Annotated in this window: 22 protein-coding genes and 2 pseudogenes; 8 read left to right on the top strand and 16 right to left on the bottom strand. The window is 71.6% G+C overall.

What is annotated here, in order from left to right:
• A partial coding sequence (locus AC5WRT_RS37190) for a hypothetical protein (protein WP_496101035.1) occupies window positions 1–994 on the top strand: 994 nt, incomplete at its 5' end.
• A gap of 115 nt (window positions 995–1109) precedes the next feature.
• Here the strand turns inward: AC5WRT_RS37190 and AC5WRT_RS37185 are convergent.
• Entirely contained in the window at window positions 1110–2000 is an 891-nt protein-coding gene (locus AC5WRT_RS37185) for a GNAT family N-acetyltransferase (RefSeq protein WP_496098554.1), read from the bottom strand.
• Between the two features lie 70 nt (window positions 2001–2070).
• Window positions 2071–2967 carry an esterase/lipase family protein gene (locus AC5WRT_RS37180; protein ID WP_496098553.1) on the bottom strand — a complete coding sequence of 299 codons (897 nt, stop codon included), beginning with the start codon at window positions 2965–2967 and terminating at the stop codon, window positions 2071–2073.
• Between the two features lie 342 nt (window positions 2968–3309).
• Here AC5WRT_RS37180 and AC5WRT_RS37175 point away from each other — a divergent pair, with 342 nt between their 5' ends.
• On the top strand, window positions 3310–4518 hold the full coding sequence (locus AC5WRT_RS37175; protein ID WP_496098552.1) for a cytochrome P450: 1209 nt from the start codon (window positions 3310–3312) through the stop codon (window positions 4516–4518).
• Between the two features lie 249 nt (window positions 4519–4767).
• Here the strand turns inward: AC5WRT_RS37175 and AC5WRT_RS37170 are convergent, their stop codons facing one another.
• From AC5WRT_RS37170 to AC5WRT_RS37155, 4 genes are all read right to left on the bottom strand, one after another.
• Window positions 4768–5103 (bottom strand): hypothetical protein, encoded by a 336-nt coding sequence (locus tag AC5WRT_RS37170; RefSeq protein WP_496101034.1) that lies wholly within the window; start codon window positions 5101–5103, stop codon window positions 4768–4770.
• A gap of 174 nt (window positions 5104–5277) precedes the next feature.
• Complete coding sequence (locus tag AC5WRT_RS37165) at window positions 5278–6087, bottom strand: universal stress protein (RefSeq protein ID WP_496098550.1); 810 nt, start codon at window positions 6085–6087, stop codon at window positions 5278–5280.
• 823 nt (window positions 6088–6910) lie between these two features.
• Entirely contained in the window at window positions 6911–7951 is a 1041-nt protein-coding gene (locus tag AC5WRT_RS37160; RefSeq protein ID WP_496098549.1) for a vWA domain-containing protein, read from the bottom strand.
• A gap of 311 nt (window positions 7952–8262) precedes the next feature.
• Window positions 8263–8646 carry a hypothetical protein gene (locus AC5WRT_RS37155; protein WP_496098548.1) on the bottom strand — a complete coding sequence of 128 codons (384 nt, stop codon included), beginning with the start codon at window positions 8644–8646 and terminating at the stop codon, window positions 8263–8265.
• A gap of 518 nt (window positions 8647–9164) precedes the next feature.
• Here AC5WRT_RS37155 and AC5WRT_RS37150 point away from each other — a divergent pair.
• Window positions 9165–9388 (top strand): annotated as a pseudogene (locus AC5WRT_RS37150) (P-loop NTPase family protein); the annotation flags it as partial.
• 159 nt (window positions 9389–9547) lie between these two features.
• On the opposite strand, the gene AC5WRT_RS37145 reads toward AC5WRT_RS37150, so the two are convergent.
• From AC5WRT_RS37145 to AC5WRT_RS37130, 4 genes and pseudogenes are all read right to left on the bottom strand, one after another.
• On the bottom strand, window positions 9548–9781 hold the full coding sequence (locus AC5WRT_RS37145) for a hypothetical protein (protein ID WP_496098547.1): 234 nt from the start codon (window positions 9779–9781) through the stop codon (window positions 9548–9550).
• Window positions 9778–10413 (bottom strand): nucleotide-binding protein, encoded by a 636-nt coding sequence (locus tag AC5WRT_RS37140; protein WP_496098546.1) that lies wholly within the window; start codon window positions 10411–10413, stop codon window positions 9778–9780. The genes AC5WRT_RS37145 and AC5WRT_RS37140 overlap by 4 nt, the downstream gene beginning before the upstream one ends.
• Before the next feature lie 315 nt (window positions 10414–10728).
• Window positions 10729–11034 (bottom strand): annotated as a pseudogene (locus AC5WRT_RS37135) (MFS transporter); the annotation flags it as partial.
• Between the two features lie 179 nt (window positions 11035–11213).
• Window positions 11214–12062, bottom strand: coding sequence for a LysR family transcriptional regulator (locus AC5WRT_RS37130; RefSeq protein ID WP_496098545.1), 849 nt, complete (start codon window positions 12060–12062; stop codon window positions 11214–11216).
• 104 nt (window positions 12063–12166) lie between these two features.
• On the opposite strand from AC5WRT_RS37130, the gene AC5WRT_RS37125 reads away from it, so the two are divergent.
• From AC5WRT_RS37125 to AC5WRT_RS37115, 3 genes are all read left to right on the top strand, one after another.
• Window positions 12167–12892 (top strand): SDR family oxidoreductase, encoded by a 726-nt coding sequence (locus AC5WRT_RS37125; protein ID WP_496098544.1) that lies wholly within the window; start codon window positions 12167–12169, stop codon window positions 12890–12892.
• Window positions 12893–13091: 199 nt separating this feature from the next.
• Window positions 13092–13967, top strand: a complete 876-nt coding sequence (locus AC5WRT_RS37120; RefSeq protein WP_496098543.1) for a patatin-like phospholipase family protein — start codon at window positions 13092–13094, stop codon at window positions 13965–13967.
• Window positions 13964–15025, top strand: a complete 1062-nt coding sequence (locus AC5WRT_RS37115; RefSeq protein ID WP_496098542.1) for a 1-acyl-sn-glycerol-3-phosphate acyltransferase — start codon at window positions 13964–13966, stop codon at window positions 15023–15025. The genes AC5WRT_RS37120 and AC5WRT_RS37115 overlap by 4 nt, the downstream gene beginning before the upstream one ends.
• A 209-nt stretch (window positions 15026–15234) precedes the next feature.
• Here AC5WRT_RS37115 and AC5WRT_RS37110 read toward each other — a convergent pair whose 3' ends face one another.
• Complete coding sequence (locus tag AC5WRT_RS37110; RefSeq protein ID WP_496098541.1) at window positions 15235–16491, bottom strand: alkyl sulfatase dimerization domain-containing protein; 1257 nt, start codon at window positions 16489–16491, stop codon at window positions 15235–15237.
• Window positions 16492–16566: 75 nt separating this feature from the next.
• Between AC5WRT_RS37110 and AC5WRT_RS37105 the strand changes: the two genes are divergently transcribed.
• Window positions 16567–17727 (top strand): PucR family transcriptional regulator, encoded by a 1161-nt coding sequence (locus tag AC5WRT_RS37105; RefSeq protein ID WP_496101033.1) that lies wholly within the window; start codon window positions 16567–16569, stop codon window positions 17725–17727.
• A gap of 567 nt (window positions 17728–18294) precedes the next feature.
• Here AC5WRT_RS37105 and AC5WRT_RS37100 read toward each other — a convergent pair.
• From AC5WRT_RS37100 to AC5WRT_RS37090, 3 genes are all read right to left on the bottom strand, one after another.
• The gene (locus AC5WRT_RS37100; protein ID WP_496098557.1) at window positions 18295–19281 is read right to left on the bottom strand and encodes an endonuclease/exonuclease/phosphatase family protein; all 987 of its coding nucleotides are present in this window, start codon (window positions 19279–19281) and stop codon (window positions 18295–18297) included.
• Window positions 19282–19848: 567 nt separating this feature from the next.
• Window positions 19849–20385 (bottom strand): GNAT family N-acetyltransferase, encoded by a 537-nt coding sequence (locus tag AC5WRT_RS37095; RefSeq protein ID WP_496098539.1) that lies wholly within the window; start codon window positions 20383–20385, stop codon window positions 19849–19851.
• 389 nt (window positions 20386–20774) lie between these two features.
• Window positions 20775–21260 (bottom strand): MSMEG_6728 family protein, encoded by a 486-nt coding sequence (locus AC5WRT_RS37090; protein WP_496098556.1) that lies wholly within the window; start codon window positions 21258–21260, stop codon window positions 20775–20777.
• 799 nt (window positions 21261–22059) lie between these two features.
• Between AC5WRT_RS37090 and AC5WRT_RS37085 the strand changes: the two genes are divergently transcribed.
• On the top strand, window positions 22060–22287 hold the full coding sequence (locus AC5WRT_RS37085) for a DUF5133 domain-containing protein (RefSeq protein ID WP_496098538.1): 228 nt from the start codon (window positions 22060–22062) through the stop codon (window positions 22285–22287).
• 447 nt (window positions 22288–22734) lie between these two features.
• On the opposite strand, the gene AC5WRT_RS37080 is transcribed toward AC5WRT_RS37085, so the two are convergent.
• Entirely contained in the window at window positions 22735–23187 is a 453-nt protein-coding gene (locus tag AC5WRT_RS37080; protein ID WP_496098537.1) for an SRPBCC family protein, read from the bottom strand.
• Between the two features lie 201 nt (window positions 23188–23388).
• Entirely contained in the window at window positions 23389–23592 is a 204-nt protein-coding gene (locus AC5WRT_RS37075) for a hypothetical protein (protein WP_496098536.1), read from the bottom strand.
• Window positions 23593–24131: the final 539 nt, after the last annotated feature.

The following is a 24131-nucleotide window of genomic DNA, read 5'->3' as shown; positions in this document are numbered from 1 at the left end:
CCTAGCCGAAGGAAACGTGATGGCCGTAGCCACAGACATGCTCGTTCCCGCGCTGCGTGAGGTCCGTGAGGCCGAAGCGGCGCTCGCCGACCGTTTCAAAGCCCATCTCGCGGTCACCCCTCCGGGTGAGTACCGGGAGGTCCTGGAGCGCCGCGCCGGCGACGCCCGCGGCCATGTGTACCTCCTGGACGAGCGCCTGGCCTCGTTGAAGCCCCGTGGACTGGCGCAGGCCGTCGCCGGGAACGTCTGGTACCTCACCAGGCAGGCCGTCCGGCTGCCCCTGACCGCGGCCAAGGTCGTACCGAACGCCCTGTTGCGGGGCGCGGGGACGGCCACGGAGCATCAGCTGCTCAAGAACGTCGAGGACGAGTACGCCCTCACCGCCTTCGCCGGGGCGATCTGCCGGGCCGCCGAGCAGATCGCCCAGGAGGCCCAGGACGGTGCCACCACGGATCTGCTGCGGTCCATTCGCCGTGACGGCGAGGAGACACTCGTGGAACTCGGCGACAGTCTGGAGCACCATGCCCAGGCAACGGTCGCGTCCGGCGACGGAATGGGCGCCGGTCGGGCCACCCAGGCGGTACGCGAATGGAGCAACTGGCTGCGGGAGACGGCCGAGCGGATGCCGGGAGCGGACCGGATCCAGGGCACGCCGGACGGAGCGCTCATCTCGGAGATGGATCTGCCGATCCCCGATTACCGCAGGCTGAGCGCCCGGGCGATTCTCGAGCGGCTGCCACAGCTGCCCCAGTCGGATCTGGCTCGCGTCGGCGCGTACGAGCGTTCCCACGCCGCGCGTCCCGCGGTCCTGACCCGGGTCGCGGACCTGCTCGGGCCCGAGCCCTGGCCCGGTTACGACGGTATGCACGAGGACGAGATCGTCAAACGGCTGGGTGAGGCCACCGAGCGCGTCACCCGGAGGGTCCTCGACTACGAGCGCCGCCATCAGGCACGCACCTCCGTCCTCGCGGCCGCCGAACGGGTCCCCGTGTGAACAGACTCGTCCATGGTCCTGCCCGGTGAGCCCGGAGCCGCCGTACATCGGTCGCAGACGCGACGGATCCGCCGCAGGCACGTCGGGCGAGGACCGGGCCGGCCCGCCCTCGGGCTCATGCGTCAAGGCGCGTGGCTCGGGGGCGTTGGCGCTGGTAGCCCCACAGGTGGTCCACGAAAGTGAAGCCGAAGGAGTCGAAGAGCCGGGAGGCCGCGGTGTTGCCGGGGCTGTGCTGGGGGGTGTCGTCGAGGACGAGGGAGACCTCGGTGGCGCCCTCCTCGGCCAGAAGGGTCAGCGCCTGACCGAGCAGGAGGCGGGCCAGACCACGGCGGCGGCGGGAGGGCAGGGTCTCGATCCAGTGGATGGTCGCGGTGCCCTCGGGCCCCGCACTGACCACGGCTTCGGCGACGGGTTCGGCGGTCTCACGGATGATCAGCCGGCGGCCGGGCGGCGTTTCGCAGGGGAGGACGTCGGCAACCACGTCGGCGGACGGGACCTCGGCGGGGAGCGGACGGTGCAGGTAGCAGCCCTGGCGGCGGCCCGTGAAGCCCGACTGCACCAAGGCGTCATGGGTGGCGGCGCGACGGGTGCGGGGCAGGCCCACCGTCCCCGGAGCGCCCGCTGGGGCACCCACGAACGCCTCGACCCGCAGGCAGGGGCCCAGGGCGCCGAGGGCGTGGCCGATCAGGGCGCGCAGCGCGGTCGGATTCTCGTGGGCGTGGAGCCGGCAGATCTGGCCGGTTCGCACATCCGCCCAGAAGAGGTACGTGATGAGCCCTCGGGCGCGGTCCCCTGCACCGACGAGCACACTGGTGCGGGGCCGCGCGGGCGTCGCCCAGTCCGACAGGGGAGCGGCCGCGCCTCGCTCTGCGGCCGGCTTCCCCGGAACGCAGGGAGGCTGTCCCGGCAGCCGGTCGGCATCGATCAGGTCGCGCACCGCCGATTCGTCCTCCGGGCGGTAGGGGCGAACCGTCGACCGGCTCTCGGGGCTGGGCGAAGAGGCCATGCTGTCCGTCCGCGCAGATGCTGACGTTCCTATCGGCTACGTCCCAGCGTCCTCCGTTGCGGCCCGGCTGTCACGGGGAACCCGGCGATGTCCGCCTGCGCGGCGGCAGTTCCTCGCCCTGCGCGGAGCCGTCGTCCAGGGGGAGCACGGCCGGCGTGGCCTGCCAGGTCGCGGTCAGCAGCGAGCGCACGTGCTCGATGACCGGCCGGTGCAGGGGAAGCGTCAGATGGCCGACCCCGGGCACGAGGACATTGCGTGCCATGAGGTCGGGGTGATCGATGCGGCCTCTGGCCGCCGGGATGACGACCTCGTCCAGATCGCTGTAGAAGGCCACGAACCGGGTGCGGCATTCCGGTGCCGGCTCGGCGAGTTCGGTCAGCAGACCGCTGCCCGGCCGTAGCTGGCGCAGGAGCGGATGCGGCGGGGCCAGCAGGGCCGTGGCGGTCCCGCCGTGCGGCGTCGCCAGAGTGATCAGCAGCGGCACGCGTGCGTCACCGCCCAGCCGCTGCACGTAATAGCGGGCGATCAGCCCTCCCAGGCTGTATCCGATGATGACGATGCTCCGGGTGCCGTGGCCTTCGCAGGCACGTTCCACGCGCTCTCCCAGGTCCTGAGCCGCCGCGCGAATGTCCGGAGTGAACGCGGAGCAGCCCACCTCGAAGTACGGCCCTGCGCCGACGCCGTCCAGACCCCGCTGCAACGACGAGACGACGCATTCGCCGTCGGAAAGCCCGTGGACCAGCAGTACCGGGTTTCTCGCGGCCGTCGGTGGTGGTGGTGCTTCCAGGCCGGTCCTCCGTCTCGGCAGAGCCCAAGAAAGGCGCCCTGCCAGCTGCACGACACTCCCGGCAGCCACGTCCAGCGGAAGCTGCATCAGCCGCACAGCCGCCCGGCCGGCCTCGATACCCACACCGCGCGCCGGTGACAGTCCCGGCACCGCCAGGTGCGGCCCGAAAGGAATGCCCATGGCCACCTCCCGTGCCTACGCCCCCGCCGTCGTATGAGAAACATTGTCCGTCTCATCCCGAGTCCCCGCCCGTCGCAGCGGTCACACGGACCACTCCCTGGAAAGGGCGACGGGGATGACGAGCGAGGCCGAAGCCGCTGGGCGGCGACGCAGTGCCGATGGTCACGTTCCGTACTCGCGAAGATGCGCGCCGTGGGGCCGGCCTGGCGGCCGAGGGCCGCGGGTGGCCCCTGGCGGGGTCAGTGGCCGGTCAGCGGTGGGTGCTTGGCTGGCCCGGTTGAGGCACCCGCCGCCGGGGACGCCGGGCGGCGCGGGTATCCGTACGCGATGAAGGGAAGGACCATGCCCGGTGAAGATTCCAGCGTGCTCGACTGGCCGCTCGCCCGCGTGTGTCCGATGTCGCCGCCGCCTGCTCTCGGTGTGGTGCGCGACGGCCCGCCGACGCTGGTCCGTCTGCCGGCGGGCGCCGGTGAGGAACAGCTGGTCTGGTTGATCACCCGTTACGACGATGTCAAGGCCGCCCTCAAGGACCCCAGGCTGAGCGCCGACGAGACCCGGCCCGGCTTTCCGCTGCGCTTTCCCGTGCCCGGCGACGCCCGGCCGAGCGGATTCCTGCGCATGGACGATCCGGAGCACGGCCGACTGCGCAGGATGGTCGCACCAGAGTTCACCGTGCGCCGGGTGCGCGCGCTGCGCCCCCGGCTCCAGGAGCTGACCGACGAGACGGCCGACGCGCTCGCAGCCGGCCCTCAACCCGCGGACCTCGTCACGGATTTCGCCGCCAAGGTGTCGGCGTTGGTCATCGCCCGGCTGATGGGGATACCCGACGAGCACACCGCGTTCTTCCTGGAACAGACCCAGATCCTCCTCACGGACGGTGACCCGGTTCTCTCCCTGGCGGCGCACCACCGGATCATCGCCTTCCTCGACGAACGAGCGCGCGCCAAGGAGTACGACCCGGGTGACGACCTGGTCAGCCGCCTCGTGGTCAACCACGTGGCCACCGGCGAACTGGACCGCGCGGATCTGCTGGGAGTCCTCAAACTGCTGCTCGTCGCGGGCCACGAGTCGACCGCCACCCAGATCGCCCTCAGCGCGCTGAGCCTGCTGACCGACGACCGCCTGCGCGCCGAGGTCCTCGCCGAGGACGCCGCGCTCCTGCCGCAGTTCGTGGAGGAGTCGATGCGCTTCTGGACGATCGTCCAGGACGGCGTCGTGCGCCAGGCCACCGAGGACCTCCTCGTCGGCGAGACCCTGATCGGCAAGGGCGAGTCGGTGATGATCAGCCTGCTCGCCGCCAACCACGACCCCGCCCTCTTCCCCGGCGCGGAACACCTCGACATCCACCGCGATGCCTCCGCCCATCTGCTGTTCGGTCATGGCTCACACTTCTGCCTCGGCGCGTCGCTGGGCCGCCTGGAGGTGACACTCGCCCTCAACTCCCTCTTCGCCAGGCTGCCTTCCCTCCGCCTGGCGTGCGAGCCGTCCCGGCTCCGCTTCCGTGAGCACCCCGTCTTCCACCGCCTCGCCGAACTGCCCGTCACCTGGTGAGGACGTGGCAGTGGGTGGCACCCGCCGTCGTACCGCTGGAAGCGGATCACCCTGAATCGCGCTGGTCCTGCCCCACCTGTGGGGCGGCACCGGTCCCGTGGTGGCCCAAGGCCATGGACCTGGGCAGCCCCGGGTCACGCGGTGGGCGCGTGCCCACTCCCGCGACGCCCAGGACCACGACGCACGGGGGCGGACGCTCAGCGCTGGAGGCCGTACCCCGGCTGTCAGGGCGCATCGTCCGGAGTCGCTTCAGGATGCAGCACGCGCTGCGCCGCGTTGTTCGCCTTCGTGCGGCCGTGCGGGAGGTCCGTCGGAGCCGGCCGGATACGCCTGCAGCGGGACCAGGTCCCTTTCCCAAGCGCTCGACACGGGTGTCAGGACCCGCCACGCCTGCTCGGCCTCGTCACCCCGGATGGACAGCGCCGGATCCCCTCGCATGACGTCCAGGAGGAGATGCCCGTAGGCGGGCAGCTCGGGCGGTTCCATCGGTGCGGTCAGCGACAGCGAGGTGAAGGGCTGGGCACGTGAGCCGATGCCCGTCCTGTCGAGGATCATCCCCTCCGGCTCCAGTCCGGAGCGCAGCACGTTGGGCAGAGCCCTGCCCGCACCGAAGGGCAGATGGGGGACGGAGCGGCACCGACACCGTGCCTGCAGCCGCCGTACGGGGGCTGTGGCGCGCAGTTCCGCTGTCACCCCGGGCGGCCCCGTAGGTCGTCTGCGTCCGACGGCGGCGAACCGCCACGATGAGGCCTCTTGTGATCACGCATTGCCGCGGACGACGGTGACCGGACAGTGGGCGTGGTGTAGCAGCGCCTGACTCACCGAGCCCAGAAGCAGTCCGCCGAAGCCGCCGCGACCTCTGGCCCCGACGATCATCAGCTGAGCCGTCTTGCTCGCCTCGATCAGGACTTCGCGGGTCTCGCCGCTCGCCACCTCTTGTCCGACCGTGACGTCCGGATACCTTTCCCCGCGACCGGCGAGTGCCAGAGCCAGCAGGCGCTCCCCGCTCTCCACACCCGTCCCGGCCGGCGCATAGTCCGGCAGCCACGCATGTACGGCGACGATCTCGGCCCTTCGCAGCGCAGCCTCGGCAAAGGCGAACTCGATGGCCTTCTCACCGTGGGCAGAACCGTCGACACCCAGCACGATCGGCCCGGTGTGGTCCGATTCCTCGCGGACCACCATCACCGGGCACTCGCCGTGGGCGGCCAGGGACACCGCCGTGGAACCCAGCAGCATGCCGACGAACCCCCCGATGCCCCGGCTGCCGACGACCACCAGGTCCGCGGCTCGCGACTCGGCCACCAGCACCGACACCGCACCGCCGGTCACCACGGTGCCGGTGACGTGGATGTCAGGAGCCACACTTCGGGCACGTTCTGCGGCGTCCTGTGCCAGGTGATCGAGCGGCGGAGGGTCAAGCGGCGCATACATGGGCCCGACCGGCCGGCTGAAGGCGTGCACCACACGGAGCTTCGCACGACGCCGTTGGGCTTCCCGGGCGGCTTGTACCACCGCGGCGTTGCTCGCCGACGAGCCGTCCACGCCGACAACGACCAGGCTGCCCACCGCATGTCCAGTGCTCACTTCAGCCTCCAGGCTCTCACTCGGGCCGGGCATCGCTGCCGGCCCACGTGGTGACGGGCGACCACGACGTCTTCAACGGCCGCGTATCGGCCGGGCTCCCGCACGACGCGACGTGTGGGCCGCCGAGCGCGGACACGACGGCTCGATGCCCGATCGCGTCGGAGCGACCAAGGCTTGGGCGTTGCGCGTCATTCACCTCATGCGCGGTCAACCGAACCCATCCTCAGCGCTGCACCGGTGGCGGGCGAGTCGACCGTGCCGTTCGGACCGGCGTGGATGAAGCACATCGCGGTGTATTCGCTCCGTGCGCCTGGACGCCGGAGACCCAAGCGGGCCAGGGACCCGGCGGGCATCACGAAGGCCCGGCCGAGGCCGCTTTGCTGTGTCCGTGTCGTTCCATCGGATGCCGAGGTGGCGGACCGGGCGAGCGCGAGAGGAAGGGGCGGCCGGCTGATGTGGCGAAGGTGCCGGCCGCCCGTTGCGCTGCCATCCTCGACTGGGGGAGAGGATCGGCGTTCCTCTTCCACCGTGCATCAGCCCGGTGGAAGGGGCGAGCCCTGCTCGGCTGATCCGGTGATGTGCGGGACACGGCTCAAGAGCTGGTCCCGGCGCGCGGAGCGACCACGACCACGGAGGTTCAGGCCGCAGCAGCGGACATGTGGACGGTGGGCGCCGACCTCGATGCCGAGGCGGCACGCCGCTTCCCCCACCAGCAGGCGTACCTGCCCGTCTGCCGGCTTCACGACGGGTCCCGGCGCGACTTGGTGGGCCCGGGGATGTCTCCCGGTGTTCAGGTGCAAGGCGCTCAGTGCATGAGCAGCAGACGTGTGTTCGGAACGAGCTTCCGGTTCACGCTGGTGCTCTGCACGAAGATCGTGAAGTCGTCGTTGTGGTCCGGCTTGACGCGAACCTCCACGTCCGGCAGGCCGAGCAGGGCTCGGGCCTCGGGCCCCGTGTACACCCGGTCCGTCTTCTTTTCCAGCACCGCGATCTGCTTCCGCGCCTGTATCTTCTCCGACTTGCTCAGCTGGTAGAACGCGCCACCGGTACGGTAGGTGTGCCCGCATTCGACGACCCAGTCCCGGATCGCCGCGTCACGAGTGACAGGGATCAGCTCATAGTGGGAGGGGTCCGCAGGGATGAGGCCGGCCGCCCTGATGGTGTCCTTGTTGACCGCCTCGGCCCCCGTGGAGAACACCGCCCGCGATCCCCGGATGCCCCGGGTGCGGCCCACCATGAATTTCTCGGTGGCCTGCTGGATGACCTGCCCGGCCTCCTCCAGGCCCTGTGTGCTCGTGGCGTCCCAGATGGCGATGTTGTCCTTCGGGAAGCCGCACTGCATGGCCTCGCGCTTGCCGGCCTGGTCCGGTACGAGGACGGCCAGGGTCCAGTTGTCCTGCTGCGTCTCGATCATCTCGGCCACAGCGTCGACCAGTTGCCGCGGATCCGTGGCTGGAGCGTCGGGGCAGCGATGGCTGGCGTTCTCCTGCCCATCGGTGAGCACGAACGTCAGGAAGCTGTGGTCACCGTACAGTTGAGCCGTCTGCGCCAGCTCCCGCTGTGACTTCAGCGCGGCCGCCAGCAGAGCCGTCATTCCACCGACCCGGTACAACTGCTCCAGCGACGGCATCCGCAGCACGTCCTTGTCGTAGATGACGCACTCCACCCTGTCTGCGAAGACGTACACCGTGACGCGGGTTTCCTGGTCCAGTTCCCTCGATCGGCGGGCCAGGTACGCGATCTGCTGATCGGCGACTTCGACGACCTTGCGGCTCAGATGCGACATGGACGAACTGGCATCCAGCACAAGGGCGACGTGGTTGATGTAGTTCTGCTTTCCGGACATGACAGCTCCCCCTCTTTCCGACTGGATGCTCCAACCCTCTCACGCACCACTGACAATCGATCTTGGGTCACGGCCCGGACGAGGGGGAGCGGCACCACGGCGCCCCACACCGGCGGCTTCGCTGCGAGAAGCTCTCCGTCATGCCCGCCCGGTCCGCAGCCGTGACACGCACGCCTTCCTTCCCGAACGCCCGCCGAGCCACCGCGGAACGGCACGACGGGCGCCCCGAACGCCCCCGAGCCCCAAGGCGGCGTGCGCTGCCACGCCTTCGCCCGGTGGCGTGCGTGCGTGGGTGCCACACAGGCCGGCGGTCAGGAGATGAGCAGCACCCGTTCCTGGGACTGCTTGCCGTGGGCGCACTCGATGTGCGGGTTCGGCGCACCGGCGGGCTGTTTTTCCTCGCACTTCCAGGACGTGCCGTGCACGCTGACCGTGACGGGCGGCCTCCTGCCGCTCTCGACCGCCTTGCCGTACACGGCGGAGACCTGCCTGGCCGTGGCACACGCGGACTTGCCGGCACGGGCCGTGACAGCCTGCAAAGAGAGGTCGTTGAAGCCCCTGCCGCAGTCCACCGGCCTGGTACGGCCGGACGGTGGCGAGCTGTGCGCGGCTGCGAGGCCGAGGCCACCGGCGTTCGTCGGAGCCGTCCCGGCCAGGACGAGAACGGCCGCGGCAGGGATCGCGAGATGACGCATGAGGCTCTCCTTCCAGATATGCCTCACTAGAGATGTCGTTCCTCTCGGCCCACCCGGTCCCAGTATCACCACGATGGCCGCCCGGCTCACCCGGAGTGGCCCCGTCAGGTGATCGAGGCGACAATAGGGGATTCTCCCGTGTGGCGTCGGAGGTGATGGAGCACGGCGTGGCGTGCGGCGAACACTCCTCGGACGCCGGACGTCCGCCGGACCGACGCATCCGGAGGCCTCGTCCGGTCAACGTCCCGGTCGCCGATGGCCTGCGAAGGGAGACTGACGACAAGGTCGGTCCTGGTCCGGAGACGGTTGGACGTCGGTGCCGACCACGACCGCGATCCTTTCGGACCGTGATCGGGAGCTTGCCCTGCCCGCCGTCGGCAGCCGGCCCCCGGTGCGCCGCAGGCACCTTCTCCGGCGGGAACACCTCGTGCAGGCGCACCCGAAGCCTCCCCGCCTCCACCAACTCGGGCAGTGCCTCCAGGCCGGCTGGGTCCGGCTCGACGCCGACGGCCGCGAAGCACGCCTACTACCTGGACGTGCCGTTCGTCGAAACCCTTGCCCGGCACACCACCAAGCCGATCGCCGGCGACGTCAACGAGGCACAACTGCGCGACTGGTACCCCGACCGCGTGATCTGCTGCCCGGCGCCGTCGAAACCGTCATCGGCCCCGACAGCGCCCTGCACGAGACCGTCGACCGCATCGACACCGGGCCGGCCCACCTGCCCGCACTGGATCGCTGACCGGGGCACCGCCGCGCTGTTGCGCCCGCCTGATGCGCCGGCCGTTGCGCGAGCCCTCGCAGCTTCCTGGTCTCGCCTCGCGGGGTATCGGGCGACGGCCGGCGACGCGTCCGTTCCCCCACGCGCAGGGCACGGAGCGATACCAGATCGGGGGCTGCCCTACCGGTCCTGCCGCAACGGACGTAGGACTGTCTCGCCGGCGCGCTTGAGTGCGGACAGAGGTTGTCCGGCCCAGTCGGTGAGGTCACGCGCGAAGCCGAGGTCCAGTTCGATGATCACCTTGACGTAGCGGGTGTCCAGCCGAGTGACTTTGGTGGAACCGGAAGCGGGGGCGGCCGTCGTGTCCCGTCGTCGCTGCAGTGCGGCTCGGTAGGTGTCCTTGCGCTGGTTCATGCCCCGTCCTGACGGTTGATGAGCTCCTCGGCGAGATCCATGTACGCCGTACCCTTCACCCTCACGGGGCTGCCGAAGGACTGGGAGTACAGGTCGAGCCGAGGGATATGGGTGGACAACACGTCGAAACCCCGCTCGGTGAGGGCTTCGCGGGCGTCGGCGTCGGGACCGGTACGCGTGGCGTCGGGGCGGTTCGTGCGGTTCAGCAGGACGGCGGCGCGGGCCGGACGGGAGCGCAGGGACTGCATGTCGTCCATTTCGCGGTCGATGGAGGCCATGCGGTCCAGCTCGATCGGGGCCGGCGTCACGGGCACGATCCATTCGTCGGCGTACCGCATGACGCCCCGGGCGATGTGGGCATGGTCTTCCAGCTGCGGGGCGTCGAACACGACTGCCCGTCGATTGTCGAGAAAGTCGTTCACCCGCCGGTGTACGTCGCTCACCGGAAGCGCGAGTACGGGGAACGGGAAACCACCCGCCAGTTCGCTCCAGCGCAGGGCGGAAGAGGCGGGGTCGCTGTCCACGAGCAACGGTGACAGGCCCGACGCGTGGAGCGCGTGAGCCAACCAGACGGCACTGGTCGTCTTCCCCACCCCGGGTTTGAGGTTCACGAATGCATAGCTCAGCGGCACAGGAGCCGACGCTAACGGCCGAGCGCCGAAGACTGTCGTGGACGCGGAGCAGCCGTGCACGGTTCACCCTGCAGCGCCCGGTGAATCACACCCCCGGGCTAACCCGTGGACGTCGCGGTCCGGTCCGGGAAGGCCGGACGGTTCCTCCCTCGCCTGCACCGCCGACGCCGTCAGCCCATCGACTGCCGGTGTGCCGCCAGGGTGGACTCCACCATCGGCTTCGTCTCCTGGGCAGACGCAGACGCGTCGGGTACCTCGCCGCCTCGCCCGGCGCCGTCACAGCGCCGATCAGGCACTTCCCGCTGACCGCGTCGGTCAGGCCGCCGTGCTCAGTGCCTCCCGGCCGGTGACGTCGCCGTCCCGGGTGGCCACGACCGCCGGCAGCAGTGCGCCGCGCCGGCGCAGAAGCGGGCCCCCGCCGATCGACCCGGCGATGAGCAGCCCGCCGGCGACCAGGGCGCCGCGGGCACCGGCCCACTCCATCAGCAGGCCCAGCAGGGGTGGTCCGCCGAGGCTCCACACCATGTCGACGGTGCTCCACACGCCGAGCACCCGGCTGCGCAGGTGCGCCGGAGGATCGGTCTGCAGGACGGCTGTACCGGCGGTGCCCGTATCGGGCTCTGGGCGCACATCGCCTTGGTGGGCAGCACGGCTCTGTCGGCCCGGTTGCCGTCGACGCCGGTCACCGGCGCACCCACGGCAGGCACGCCCTCCGACCGGACCGGGTCGAGGACCACGGTGCTCATGGCGTGCGGCTCCGGCGGGCCGCCCACACCACGAACGCCACCCCGGACGCTCTGTCAGAGATCCGTCGCGGTGCGGACGAGATCGGCGACGGCTCGGGACCGACTGTGCGGTGGCCAGGCGATGACCGTCGTGACCAGCGGTGCGTCGAGCACCGGCACGGTGGTGTGCTCGCCGCGCAGGTGTGCTCGGCATGACTCCGGCAGGACGGCGCAGGCCCGGCCGAGCGCGATCAGCTGGAGCAGCTGCGTGTGGTCCCGGACCTGCGGACCGGGGCCGTCGGGGTGGCTGCCGTCGGGGCGGGGCCAGCGCGGCATCGGCAGCCCCGGCAGCGCGGTGATCTGCGCCATCTCCACGTGGCTCCGGCCGGTGAGGGGATGACCGGCGGGCAGGACCACAACCTGCCCTTCCGTGAAGAGCTCCTCGGTGTCGAACCCGGCAGTCGAATCGAACGGCCGGTGCAGCAACGCCACATCCGCCCGCCCGTCGCGCAGCAGCCGTTCCTGCTCCCCGGGGCCGCACAGGAGCACCTCGACGGCCACCGCGCCCGGTTCGGCGCCGTAGGCGTCGAGTAGTTTCGCCAGCAGCTCGCTGGACGCGCCGGCCTTCGTGGCGAGGACCAGTCCGGGCCGGCCGTTGGCGGAGAGGGCGGCGCGGCGGGTGCGGCGCTCGGCGGCCTCGACCGCATCCAGCACCGCCCGGGCCTCCCGTAGGAGCACCGACCCGGCGTCGGTGAGAGTGACCCCGCGGCTGGTGCGTTCCAGCAGCGCCGCCCCGAGGCGCCGTTCGAGCTGTCGGATCGCCCGTGACAGCGGGGGCTGTGCGATCCCCAGCCGCCGCGCGGCGCGCCCGAAGTGCAGCTCCTCGGCGACGGCGACGAAGTACCCCAACTCGCGCGTCTCCATCCCGCCACCTTACCCGGCGCCGACCAGTGCCGATACCCGTGCGGTATCGATGCCCACCCGATCGGTGTTGGAGGCGCCCCGGGTTCCCGAACAGGATCGACGGCATGAGCGAACAGACCATCGCGCTGGTCACCGGCGCGAACAAGGGCATCGGGTACGAGATCGCAGCCGGGCTCGGCACCCTCGGCTGGAGCATCGGTGTCGGCGCCCGTGACGACCGGCGCCGCGAGGCGGCCGTGGCGAAGCTGCGCGCAGCCGGTGCCGACGCCTTCGGGGTACCGCTCGATGTGACCGACGACGCGAGCGTGACCGCCGCCGCGGGCCTGATCGAGGAGCGTGCCGGACGCCTGGACGTGCTCGTCAACAACGCCGCGATCACCGGTGGCGTGCCACAGGAACCCACCAGGGCGGCCGCCGCGACGGTGCGGGCGGTCGTGGAGACGAACGTGATCGGCGTCATCCGCGTCACCAACGCGATGCTGCCGCTGCTGCGCCGCTCGGCCTCGCCGCGGATCGTGAACATGTCGAGCCGCGTCGGATCACTCACCCTCCAGACCACTCCCGGCGCCCAGACAGGGCCGATTGCCGTCGCGTACGCGCCGTCGAAGACGTTCCTCAACGCCGTCACCGTCCAGTACGCCAAGGAACTGCACGACACGAACATCCTGATCAACGCGGCGTGCCCCGGATTCTGCGCGACCGACCTCAACGGCTTCCGGGGCGTCCGCACTCCCGAACAGGGCGCGGCGATCGCGGTCCGACTCGCCACGCTGCCCGACGACGGCCCGACCGGCCGGTTCTTCGACGACGCCGGAGCAGTGCCTTGGTGACGTGGCCGCCAGATGCCCGATGCGCAGGGCCAGTTCCCCCGGTGTCCAACCATCCCGCAGGGACCCTGTGCGGGGCGCGCCGTGGACCGCCGATCTCACGGGAAAGGATCGGTTGAGAGGCGTCCCCGTCCCGCCCGCCGCCGCGTTCGGTGGGGGTTCCCCAGCGGTTGGTGGCGCCGTGGCGGGGCACTCTTCGGCCATGGAGGACAGTCGGCCCACCCGCGCACCGACCCGCGCCTTCGTCCTGGGAGGCGGCGGTGCGCTCGGTGCCTACGAGGTCGGCATGCTGAAGGCGCTGTTCGCCGCCGGCGTGCACCCGGATCTCGTCGTCGGCACCTCCGTCGGCGCGATCAACGGGGCCGCCGTCGCGGCAGAACCGGCGGCCGCAACGGTGACCAGGCTCGCCGACCTGTGGACCGGCCTCGGCCGTGCCGGCGTGTTCTCCGGATCGCTGCTGGGGCGGCTGAGCACCGTCGTACGCAGCGGAACCCACCTGTACCACCCCACGCCGCTGCGTGAACTGCTCTCCTCCCATCTTCCGGTGACTCGTATCGAGGATCTGGCCCTGTCGTTCCAGTGCGTCGCGGCGAACATCGAACGGGCCGCCGAGCACTGGTTCGCCGCCGGACCGCTGGTGGACGCCGTACTCGCCTCGTGCGCGGTGCCCGGGCTGCTGCCGCCCGTCCGGCTCGACGGCGAGCACTTCGTCGACGGCGGCCTGGTCAACAGCATCCCCGTCGGCCGTGCGGTGGCCCTGGGCGCGACAGAGGTCTACGTCCTGCAGGTCGGCCGCGTCGAGCGACCCCTCTCCCCGCCGCGGGCGCCGTGGCAGGTGGCACTGGTGGCCTTCGAGATCGCTCGCAGACACCGGTTCGCCCGCGACATGGCGGACCTGCCGCCCGGCGTCACGGTGCGCGTGCTGCCCTCGGGCTCGGGCCCCGAGGAGGGCACAGCCACCCTGCGGCAGCTGCGGTACCGCAGCTTCGGCCGGACCGCCGAGCGCATCGAGCGTGCCTACGCGACCTCCTCCCGGTACCTCGAGACCGCTCTGAGCACATCCGACGGCTTGCCATGAGCGATGCGTGCGCGCACCGAAGACGCGCGGCACGGCTGACCGGCGTCGTGGCCACCGGGCTGCGCCGTACGACCGCCACCGCGCTGCTGCTCGCGCTCGTCCCTGCGGTGGCCGCGCTCCTGGTCGCCGCGGGCGTGTGCTGCGCGCCCTTCTCGCTGGCCACGCGCGGCCCGTGGAGACCGGTGCGGATCACCGGTTTCGTCCTTGTGTACCTCATGGTGGACTTGGCCGGGGTGGTGGCCGCCGCCGGTCTGTGGGTGCGCCGGCTGCCCGACCGGCGGGACCGCGAGGAGCGGCCCGTCGCGGAGGCGTTCGCCCTGCTGGAGCGGCTGCTACGGCTGCTACGACGTGCGGGCGAGCGGGTTTGCGGACTCCGGGTGGAGGTGACGCCTCCGCTCCCGGGCCGGAGGGGACACCCGGCGGCGCCCGTCCTGGTCCTGGCACGGCACGCAGGGGTCGGCGACTCCTTCCTCCTGCTTCAGACATTGCTCAGCCACATCGGACTGCGTCCCCATACCGTCCTGAAGCGGACACTGCGCGTCGACCCCGCTCTCGACGTCCTGATCGGGCGGGTGCCGCACTGCTTCCTCCCGCCGTGCGGCCGGACGGCGGAGGAGGCGATCGCGGAGCTGGCGGGCGGGCTCCGCCCGGGCGACGCCCTCGTGATCTTCCCGGAGGGCGGCAACTTCACACCGCGCCGCCGTCGACGCGTGATCGCCTCGCTGCGCCGCCGGGGACTGCCGCGCCGGGCGTCCCGCGCGGAACGGATGCACCATGTCCTGCCGCCCCAGGATGCCGGCGCCCTCGCCGCGATCGCCGCCGCGCCCGCGGCCGACGTGGTCTTCGTCGCCCACACCGGCCTCGACGTGATCCACTCGGCGCGCACCGTGTGGAGCCGGCTGCCGCTGCGCGAAGGCGTGCGGGCGCACTGGTGGCGCATACCCGCACGCCGCGTCCCGCCGGGTGACGACGCCCGCAGCGACTGGCTGCTCGCCCAGTGGGCGAGGGTCGACCGCTGGATCGCCGACCATGCCACCGACGGTGCGACGCACGCGTGAGGTACGGCGGCGTCCGCGGCTGACGTCTTCGGCTCCGGATGTCGTGTGCGACGGCACATGTACCCCCCGGTGCGAGCCGTCGGGCTGCCCTCGGACCTGGTTCAGGGAGCGGGCGGCGCGGCCGTGATGCCGGTCTTGCGAGCTTTGGGGTCCGGCAGGGCCAGGACGCGACAAGAGGTCGGAGTTCCCTGCCCCCGGCGGTGCGCGGGTCAGGGCTTGTCGCCGCACCGTTCTCGTGACTCCGCGGCGGCCCAGGTGAAGATGCCCTGGGCCATCAGGGAGGACTCGGACTCGGCGCGCGCCTGGTTGATGTCCGCGCGCACGGCGTGCGTGGCGGCGTCGTCGGGGGCGGCCTGTACGGCGAACTCCGCGAGGTGGCCGGCGATCCTCAACTCGCCCGCGTCGGCGTGGCGTCGGGCCGCGTCCGACAGAGCTTTCGCACCGCCCGCGAGGTCCGCCAACGCGGTGGCGAGCCGGCTTGCGGGAGCCGGTTTGAGGTGCGCGGGGTTGCCGTCGTACCACCCGGCATAGCGCCGCCAGAGGTTGCGCACGATGAACTCGGGTTCGTCGTACCTGGCTTGCAGGTAGACGCGGTCGGTCAGATGGGCGGGTGGTCGCACGGAGTGGATCAGGTCGTCCAGCCGGGCACCGGAGTCGAGTCCGTCGAGCGTCTGCCGGACCAGGCTCTCCAGCCATTCCGCGGTCTCGGTGAGCGCCCGGCGGATCCGGTCGGCGCCGAAGACCGGCGCTCCGTGCGAGGGAAGCATGATCTCCGCTCTCAGGGCCGCCATGCGGCGCAGGGCGAGCGCCCACTCGCGCGGGTAGCGCTGCACCTTCTGCGGGTTGCCGCAGTTCGGGGTCACCCAGATGAACATGTCACCGGGGCACAGGATGCGGTGTTCGGGGATCCAGGCGACGGTCGCGTCGTCGGTCTCGCCCTCGACGTGGAAGAGTTCGAAGGTCAGCCGGCCGCGCGTGAGGGTCAGCGCTTCCCGGTACGTCACGTCGGGCCTGCGGTACTGGGTGGGCCAGGACAGGTCCGCTACCTGGAACTGCCGTTGGTTGATGACCGCGTTGTAGCCGCCCGTCAGCAGGTAGCGGTCGAACCTCGCCCCGATCCTTTCGTGGGCGAGCACGGTCGGGCGTGGCGCGTCCTCCGCGTCGAAGGCGCCCATCCCGAAGACATGGTCGATGTGACCGTGAGAGAAGACGGCGGTGGTCACCGGGAGCCGGCTCCAGGCACGGACGGCCTGGTGGAGTTCGTCCGCGGCCCACGGGTTGCCGGTGTCGAACAGGACGACCTCGTCGTCCGTGCGGAAGGTGATGACATTGCCGAAGCCGGGGTACCAGCCGACGCCGTCGACCACCTCGACGACGCCGGCGCCCGACTGTCCGGCATGGACGATGCTGTCCTCGACGGCGCCCTGCCAGACCCGGTCCGCGTAGTCGGTGAGGGAGAAGCTCATGGGGCCCATGCCACCGCGAACGCAGGCACGCGGCAATCGGCCGCGAGGCCACTGACAGCCGCCTAGTGTTGTGACATGTCACAACCACATGCCGCACGGGAGGGTGCGATCCGGCTGGCCGCACGCCTCGAACCGCGGGTGAACCAGCTGGCCAGGGCCATCGTGGAACGTCAGCGGTCCGAGGTGCCCGGCTTCGATCTCCTGCCCGGAGAGATGCGGGACGTGGAGATCGCGGCGACGGCCCGCCACGCGATACGCGGGTTCCTCCGCCACGTGCAAGGCCTGCCGGACACCGACATCGAGGTGTTCCGGGAACGCGCCGCCGAACGCGCCGTGGAGGGCCTTCCCCTGGTACAGCTGCTCAGGGGCTACCACGTCGGTGCCGAAGTGCTGCTGGACACGTTGAGCGAGTTGGCGCGGCCGGGTGAGGAAGCGGCGCTGCAGTCCCTGACCCGGATGCAGCTCAGGGCGCTCCGGGCCACCGTCGAGAACGTCACGGAGGCGTACTTCGCGGGCCTCGCCGACCAGCAGGGGGCGGCACGGGAGCTGACCCGGGCGCTGATCCGGGGTGACGAGCCCGAGGAGGTCGCTGCCCGCTGTGGGCTGCCGCTGGAAACCGGATACCACGTGCTCAGTGTGCGGGCCCGGGAGCCACAGACACCGCTGGCGGCACGCAGGCTGCTGCGGCGGACCCTCGCCCGGCTCGCCCCGTCGACCGAGGGCAGCCTTCTCAGCCTGCCGGACGAAGGGGGCGGCTGGATCCTGGTGCCCTCGCGGATCGCGCTCGACGCGGTGGCCGACCGGATCTCCTCCCGTCCCCCGGCAGCGCCGATCGTGGGGGCCGCAACCGCGGGCACTGCCGGGGAGGTGCCCGCGGCCGCCGAACGAGCGCGCCGCATCGCATCCGTTGCGGACAAGCCTGGCCTGCACCGGTTGCGGGACGTGCTGCTCGAGTACCATGTCTCGGCGGGTGCGGACAGCGCAGCCGAGCTGGGTGCCCTGCTCGAACCGCTGCACCGCCACCCCGGCCTGACCGCGACCGTGGCCGCATTCCTCGACTGCGACTTCGACCGGCGCCGTGCGGCTCAGGCACTCGACGTGCACCCGAACACGGTCGACAACCGCCTGGCGCGTGTTGCCGAACTGACCGGTGTCGACCCGCACACCGCCCGCGGCGTCCAGCTCTTCGGCGCCGCGCTGACCCTGCACCGGCTCGCCGGCCGGGTCCACGGGTGACACCGACGGCCTCCCGCGGCGGTCCTGTGGCCATGACGATCGCGCCGACGGACGCGCACCAGCCCAGACGAGTGTCGGTACGAAGCCCGCCTCCGGCAGACCGCGGGCGGATGCCCCCGCCGCCTGCCGGATGCTGTGCGGGGCGCTGATCCCGCGACCCGGCTCAGGAGTTCGCCCGCCGACGCTCAGCGCCCGTTCCGCTGCCCCTCGTGACGGCCGCCACGGCCGTGCCGTACAGGACAGTGAGGCCGACGTCGCTCGGCTCGTCGACGTGAGCCCGCGGACGAGGTGGTCGCCCTCGGGCAGGCGTGGACTCGGGTCCGTGCGGTGCCGTCCTTGTGGCGGATCTCGGGGTACGGCGAGCCGGGCGCGGCGGAGTGCGCGCGCCGCCCCGGGACGTGTCGGCGAGGGTCCGGCAGCAGAGCACGGTCCGGGCCGGGGGACGGTCCGCGCGCTCGAAGACGGCGAGCGGCAGTTCCACCAGCCGGCGGTCGGCGGATCCCCCCCCCGTGGTGGTGGCGAAGGTGACCACGGTGCCCGCGTCGGAAGCGGAACCGTGCGCCGTGTTCACCAGCTGATGCCGGCCGCCACCGGCAGGTGGTCGCTGCCGGTGGCCGCCAGCACCCGCGAGCTCTCCGGCTTCACGCCTCTGACCAGGATCTGGTCGATCCGCGCCACCGGGAACTCTGCCGGCCAGGTGAAGCCGAAGCCGTCCCCGGCCGCGTCCTGGGCGGAGCGCAGCCGAGAGGTGAGGCCGGCGAACGCGCGGTCGTCCGTGGTGCCGTTCAGGTCGCCGAGCAGCACCACGCGCTTGCCCGGATCGGCGGCGACGGCCTTGCCGAGCGCCTGCGCGCCTCTGTCCCGCGAGGCTGTCCAGTAGCCCGCTTTGGGGTTCACCCGTACCGACCCCAGGTGGGCCACATACACCGTCAGCGGCCCGTGGTCCGTGGCCACCGTGGTGCGCAGCGCCCGGTTCGAGGCCATCTTCACATCGACCGGCTTGGTGGCTGCCAGCGGCCCGTAGTCCACGATGTCGATCGGCTGGGTCCGCGACAGCGGCAGCTTGCTCCACAGCCCGACCGTGCCCTGCACCGTGTGGTATGGGTACGCCTTCGCCAGCTCCTTCTCGTACGTGCCCGTCGCCCGCGGAGTCAGCTCCACCAGGGCCAGCACCTCGGCACCGGAGGCGGCCAGGTCGCGGGCGGTGCCGGCCGGGTCGGGGTTGTCCGCGTCGACGTTCTGTTCGGCCACGGTCAGGTCGCCGCCCGGGTGGGACTTGTCGCCGAGCAGCCCGCCGAAGAGGCTCAGCCACACCGCTACCGGCAGCAGCGTTGCGACCACCGCGGAGGCGGAGCGGCGCCACAGCGCCCCGGCCAGCAGCACCGGGACGAACAGGCCGAGCCATGGCAGGAACGTCTCTGTCAGGCTGCCGAGGTTCCCGGTTCCGCGGTTCGGGATCTTCGCGTGCAGCAGCATGAGCAGCCCGAGCAGCAGCGCCTGTGCCGCGAGCACCAGGCCGCGTCTCCAGGGGGCCGGCCGGGAGGCGGCGCGCATCGCCCCGCGGATGCGCGCGCCCCGGGTTCCGGCGCCGGTCTCCTGGCGGCTTGCGCCGCCCTGCCCGGTCTGGGCCGTATCCACCTGCGCCATCGTCCGTCCTCGGTCGCTGTCGGTCACTGCAGGGTCCTGGGGGCGCCGGAGGGGTCGGCATCCATGGCCGGGCAGCCGTCGTCGACCGCTTCAGGGCGCAGTTCCCGGTGCCAGGTTCTGTTGCCGTGGATCTGGCGCAGATGCCGGCGCGTCCGGAGGGGCCCTGATCGTGCGAATGGTGCGGGTCGGTGCATGCTGCCAGTCAAGGCGGCGTGGTGTTGCCGATGCGTATCCGATTTCAGATACGCCGACGATATGTCCCGGCTCGTAGCATCAATGCGTGCGTGGGTTGATCGTCGAGGACGGCCTAGCCCCGGAAGTGATCGCCGGGCAATGGCGACACCCCGCACCCGCCCACGGAACTACCCGCGACAGCCCCGAACACGGCTGGGACCGCTTCCGCCGGCGAGCATGGGCGTTGTGGCGGGTGACGGCCCCGTCACCAGGTTGTGAACACCGATCACCGTCGTGTGCTCATCGTCGTTCGCCGCCGGGCCGCTCCGCCCGGAGCATGGAGAAGATCACCTGATCGTGCCACTGGCCGCCGCGCCACTGCGCCGAGCGCAGCACGCCCTCCCTGACGAAGCCCGCCTTCTCCAACGCACGCTGTTCGGCGAGGTTGGCGCGGTCCGTCCAGGCTTGGAGCCGCTCGGCCCTGGTGTGGTCGAAGAGGTACTCGGCCAGCAGCCGGTGAGCCCGGGTGCCTATGCCCCTGCCGTGCACGGCCGGCAGCAGGCCGATCGCCAGGGTCCAGCAGGTGGAGGTGGCGGGCCGCCCCCAGGCGCTGGCGAACCACTGGACGCGACCCACCGTACGGCCCGCCTCCGCCACACAGAGCACGCCGCCGTCGGGACCGAGCAGGCCGGTCTCCGCGAACTGCCGGCGCAGACCGACCGGTGAGCCGTAGCCGAACCACTGGTACTGGCCGGTCCCCTCCGGCCCGCTGAACTCCCGCTCGAACAGGTCGAGATCGTCGGCGGTCACCGGGCGCAGCGTGATCTCATCGGACATGGAACGACTCCTGATTCTTCAACCTGGGGTCCGGTCTCCAACGGCCGGCGTGGCCAATGGCGTCTGACTCTTCCACACGGCAGTACGCGCTCCGGCAGGATGCCCGCGCGTCAGCGCGCCCCGCTGCGTCAGGGAGTCGAGATGCCTTCTCGCCGGGTCCGGCCGACGAAGGAGCAGTACGTCCGGTCGGCCGGGTACGTCCGGCAGCTGGCGTCTGACTCTTCCACACGGCAGTACGCGCTCCGGCAGGATGCCCGCGCGTCAGCGCGCCCCGCTGCGTCAGGGAGCCGAGATGCCTTCTCGCCGGGTCCGGCCGACGAAGGAGCAGTACGTCCGGTCGGCCGGGTACGTCCGGCAGCATCGTCCGTTCCGGCTCCGGCCGTCACCGCTCAGCGCCCGGTCACCTCGCCGACGTCCCTGTCCGACGACGGCCACACGTAGGGCAGGTCGTCCGGGACTCCGGGGAACGCGCACGCGTAGGTGTCCCGGTCCTTGCGGACGAGCGCGGACCTGTGGCTGAGGTGGAAGGCCTCGTCACCGAGCCACGGCGGCAGCTCCCCGGCAGAGGCGAGAGCGGACTGGTCGCGTACGCCGGCGCCCGGACGGCAGAGGGCGAATCCGGCGACCAGGGAGGCGGCGCAGCTGTCCTGGTGGCCGCGCTCCCGCCACACCCGGCAGACCTCGAGGCCGTAACGGACCAGCGCCTCCTCGTAGCCACGCCACATGCGGACGGCCGGATGCCGGCGCCAGCCGTAGCCGGGAACGGTCAGTGCGCGCAGCACCTGCAGGGCCTCGACCCGCTGCTTGCCCAGCCGTCGGCGGTCCAGAAGCAGGGCAGAGCGCCGGAAGTCGGGATCGGGCAGGAAGGTCTGCATCGGCATCGTCCCGGACTGCTCGGTGTGCTCGTGGGTCGGCTCGCCACGGGCGGGCCGGGACTCGTCCGCCGCCGGTGCGGGGCGCGGTGTGGCGCCGCGAGGCCCCGCATTCCTCTGCGGCATCAGGGTCTCCGCTCCTTCCAGCATGGTCCTCCAGAGCACGCCGTCTCGCCGCGCGGTGGCCGCACCGCCGATGCCCGGCAGCACGGCCGGGACGAGGCAGCCTTCGGCCTTCGGACGGGACAAGCCCGCCGGGACGGACACCCACCATCGACGGCAGCGCGGCGCGCACGGGTTGCACCAGGTGCAGCGGGACGGGTGCGTACCCGGCGGTCCTGCTGCCTTCCATGCCGCGCACGTGGCGGAACTGGCCCGATGCAGGCGGGCGAACCGGTCCGCAGACAGCAACCGACCACCCGCCGGACGGCAGTTCGCCCCCGGTGCCCTCGGTCCGGCCACCGCCGTGGACGGGCCGTCGTCCGCCGGCGAGGGCGTCCGCGACCGCCTGACGGCTGCCTCGGCAACGCGCTCCTGGATCTCCAGGAAGGGGCGGCAGCCGCAGGCCCGGTCCTCGGTTTCGGTGAGTGGTTCCGGCACGCCGTCGGTGCGGCGGTCGCGTACGGAAGTCTGCAGTCCGCCGACGTCGGTGCCGCGACAGCGGTGCGCCGTCCGGCGGTCCGGGATCGGCCTTCCGGCGATCGCGCTGAGCGGAGGTGCGCGGGGGGGAATGGCGGCCGGATCCCGGGGCACACGGGTCGATGTACAGGACATGTGAATTGTGGTGACGAGGAGGCTCTCGATGCTGATGGCACACCCGGCCGTACTGACGAACCTGGTCGAACAGTACGAGACGCTGCGGATCCTCCAGGCCGAGGACGGCAGCCCGGAGGTACGCCAGCGCCTGGACGACGTCGCCTACACCCTGTGCGTGGCAACCGGCACTCGTGACATCGACGCCGCACTCATCGCCGCCCGCTACCAGTTGCCGGGCGCCCGCCCGCAGGACGACTCCCTCCTCACCGCATGACCGGCCGCTGTTCGCGTCGGCCACGTACGGCCAAGAGCGTCTCATCAGGCGTGTGGCGTCACCCGCCGGGCGTCCCGGTGTCACCCGAGGCACCCGGGACCGACGCGGCGTCGGCGCGGGCGATGAGGCAGGTGCCCTGTTGCCGTCGGTCCCGGATCCGCGGCACCGCTGACGTCGCCGAGCACCACGTAGCCGCAGCGGGCCGTGTATGGAGGCCGTCGAACGGTCGGGGTCGGGGCGCATCCGCGAGCTGCACCGCCGGGCCCACCAGGGCGGTCGTACCGCTCGTGAGGCCCGTCAGCCCGGTTCGTGTTCCGGGCCGGCTCACGCGGTTCGCTCGAGCCACGTGAGCCCGCATCCGGAGAGCCGCATACCTCTCCAGGGACAGGGCCGGTGTTCTGCCCGCCAGGCAGAACACCGGCCCTGCACGCTCCCCGGACAGAACAGCTAGACCTCGCCGCGCCAAGCGCCGGTCTCGACGCCCCCGCGGGATTCGATGAACTCCTTGAACCGCTTCAGGTCACCGGTCGCCCGTCGCTCGACGAAGCCGAGCTTGTCGCCGACGGTCTCGGTCAGGCCCTTCGGGTCGTAGTGCAGCTGGAGCATGACCTTGGTGCGGGATTCGTCCAGGCGGTGGAAAGTGACGACGCCGGCCTGCCTGGCGTCACCGTCGACGGTGGTCCAGGCGACGCGCTCGTCGGGAATCTGTTCGGTGATCTCCGCATCGAACTCGCGCTCGACCCCGTCGATCCTCGTCACCCAGTGTGTGAGGGTGTCGGTGCGCTGTTCGACGCGTTCTACGCCATCCATGAACTTGGGGAAGTCCTCGAACTGGGTCCACTGGTTGTACGCGGCGCGGACCGGGATGCCGACCTCGATGGAGTCTTCAACCTGCGACAACGGGATCTCCCTTCTCCTCGGGCAGTACGCGGGCCGGGTGGCCCGCCTGGTGCTGCTCGGTGACGGGTTCCGGGTTTCCACCAGTTCGCCGGTGATGCGTCGAGGGGCGACTCGAAAAGCGGAGCCTGCGCCCGGCCAGAGCCGCGAATCCCGCTGGAAGCGACACGACGACATCCACGAGGCATACCTCGGTCTCGCCACCTACCGCCCTGTACGTCGCCCTTGTCGGAACGCTCGGGGCGGGGCGGGACGAGTGCGGGCCAGGAGGAGGGTGATGTCGTCGTCCACCGGTCCGTCAGGGGCAAGAGTGTCGACGACCGAGGCGCAGAGGTCGTCCAGCGTGGGAGCGGGGCCGACGAGAGCGGTGCGCAGCCGTTGCAGTCCCCGGTCGACGTCGTGGTCCACGCATCGTGCTCCACCACTTCGAGGACCCGTGACGCGGCCCGTGTGGCGCAGCAAGAGGAATCGTTCGCCGAAGAACCGTCCCAGTCCGCCGCGGAAGAGAGGAATCGGCAGGCGCGCGACCCAGCGCCGCCAGCCGACGGGCAGTCGGGGGCGGCCGGGTGTGGTCTGGCTGCCGGGCATCTGCGCCTCCCAGGGAATCGGACGTGTCGGCTCTCCGTCACTCCTTTGCCAGAAGCCCGGGCAGGAGCCGCTCCCAAAAACCTTGCACAGTCCAAGGGTTGGGGAGCGTCATGGCTGTCCGGTCCCGGGGGCACTCGGGACGACAACCGCGGCGCCACCGCCATGCGCATGGTCGGCTGGCTCCTCGCGGCGGTCTCGCCGGCCGGACACGGCTGCGCAGACCTCGGTCGGGCCGCGCAGGGACGGGGCATGCCGCGCCGCACACGGGTCGGTCCCGCTGTCCGTGGCTCGGACGCCGCGGACCTGCCACGGCACCCCTCGCACATGCTTCGGTGTCCGATGTATCGTCGGGCGGGTCG

This window comes from Streptomyces sp. NTD91, assembly GCF_059510455.1.
The sequence above is the reverse complement of the archived record's forward strand: the minus strand, read 5'-3'. Positions and strand labels throughout refer to the sequence as shown.

What these genes read in the sequence shown, in the direction of transcription:
- AC5WRT_RS37155 (WP_496098548.1), bottom strand. Translation starts at nt 8,646, where the DNA reads ATGCGTCATCTCGCGATCCCTGCCGCGGCCGTTCTCGTCCTGGCCGGG.
- AC5WRT_RS37185 (WP_496098554.1), bottom strand. Translation starts at nt 2,000, where the DNA reads ATGGCCTCTTCGCCCAGCCCCGAGAGCCGGTCGACGGTTCGCCCCTAC.
- AC5WRT_RS37090 (WP_496098556.1), bottom strand. Translation starts at nt 21,260, where the DNA reads ATGCAGACCTTCCTGCCCGATCCCGACTTCCGGCGCTCTGCCCTGCTT.
- AC5WRT_RS37095 (WP_496098539.1), bottom strand. Translation starts at nt 20,385, where the DNA reads ATGTCCGATGAGATCACGCTGCGCCCGGTGACCGCCGACGATCTCGAC.
- AC5WRT_RS37120 (WP_496098543.1), top strand. Translation starts at nt 13,092, where the DNA reads ATGGAGGACAGTCGGCCCACCCGCGCACCGACCCGCGCCTTCGTCCTG.
- AC5WRT_RS37105 (WP_496101033.1), top strand. Translation starts at nt 16,567, where the DNA reads ATGTCACAACCACATGCCGCACGGGAGGGTGCGATCCGGCTGGCCGCA.
- AC5WRT_RS37175 (WP_496098552.1), top strand. Translation starts at nt 3,310, where the DNA reads ATGCCCGGTGAAGATTCCAGCGTGCTCGACTGGCCGCTCGCCCGCGTG.
- AC5WRT_RS37110 (WP_496098541.1), bottom strand. Translation starts at nt 16,491, where the DNA reads ATGAGCTTCTCCCTCACCGACTACGCGGACCGGGTCTGGCAGGGCGCC.
- AC5WRT_RS37085 (WP_496098538.1), top strand. Translation starts at nt 22,060, where the DNA reads ATGCTGATGGCACACCCGGCCGTACTGACGAACCTGGTCGAACAGTAC.
- AC5WRT_RS37160 (WP_496098549.1), bottom strand. Translation starts at nt 7,951, where the DNA reads ATGTCCGGAAAGCAGAACTACATCAACCACGTCGCCCTTGTGCTGGAT.
- AC5WRT_RS37130 (WP_496098545.1), bottom strand. Translation starts at nt 12,062, where the DNA reads ATGGAGACGCGCGAGTTGGGGTACTTCGTCGCCGTCGCCGAGGAGCTG.
- AC5WRT_RS37115 (WP_496098542.1), top strand. Translation starts at nt 13,964, where the DNA reads ATGAGCGATGCGTGCGCGCACCGAAGACGCGCGGCACGGCTGACCGGC.
- AC5WRT_RS37125 (WP_496098544.1), top strand. Translation starts at nt 12,167, where the DNA reads ATGAGCGAACAGACCATCGCGCTGGTCACCGGCGCGAACAAGGGCATC.
- AC5WRT_RS37180 (WP_496098553.1), bottom strand. Translation starts at nt 2,967, where the DNA reads ATGGGCATTCCTTTCGGGCCGCACCTGGCGGTGCCGGGACTGTCACCG.
- AC5WRT_RS37145 (WP_496098547.1), bottom strand. Translation starts at nt 9,781, where the DNA reads ATGAACCAGCGCAAGGACACCTACCGAGCCGCACTGCAGCGACGACGG.
- AC5WRT_RS37100 (WP_496098557.1), bottom strand. Translation starts at nt 19,281, where the DNA reads ATGCGCGCCGCCTCCCGGCCGGCCCCCTGGAGACGCGGCCTGGTGCTC.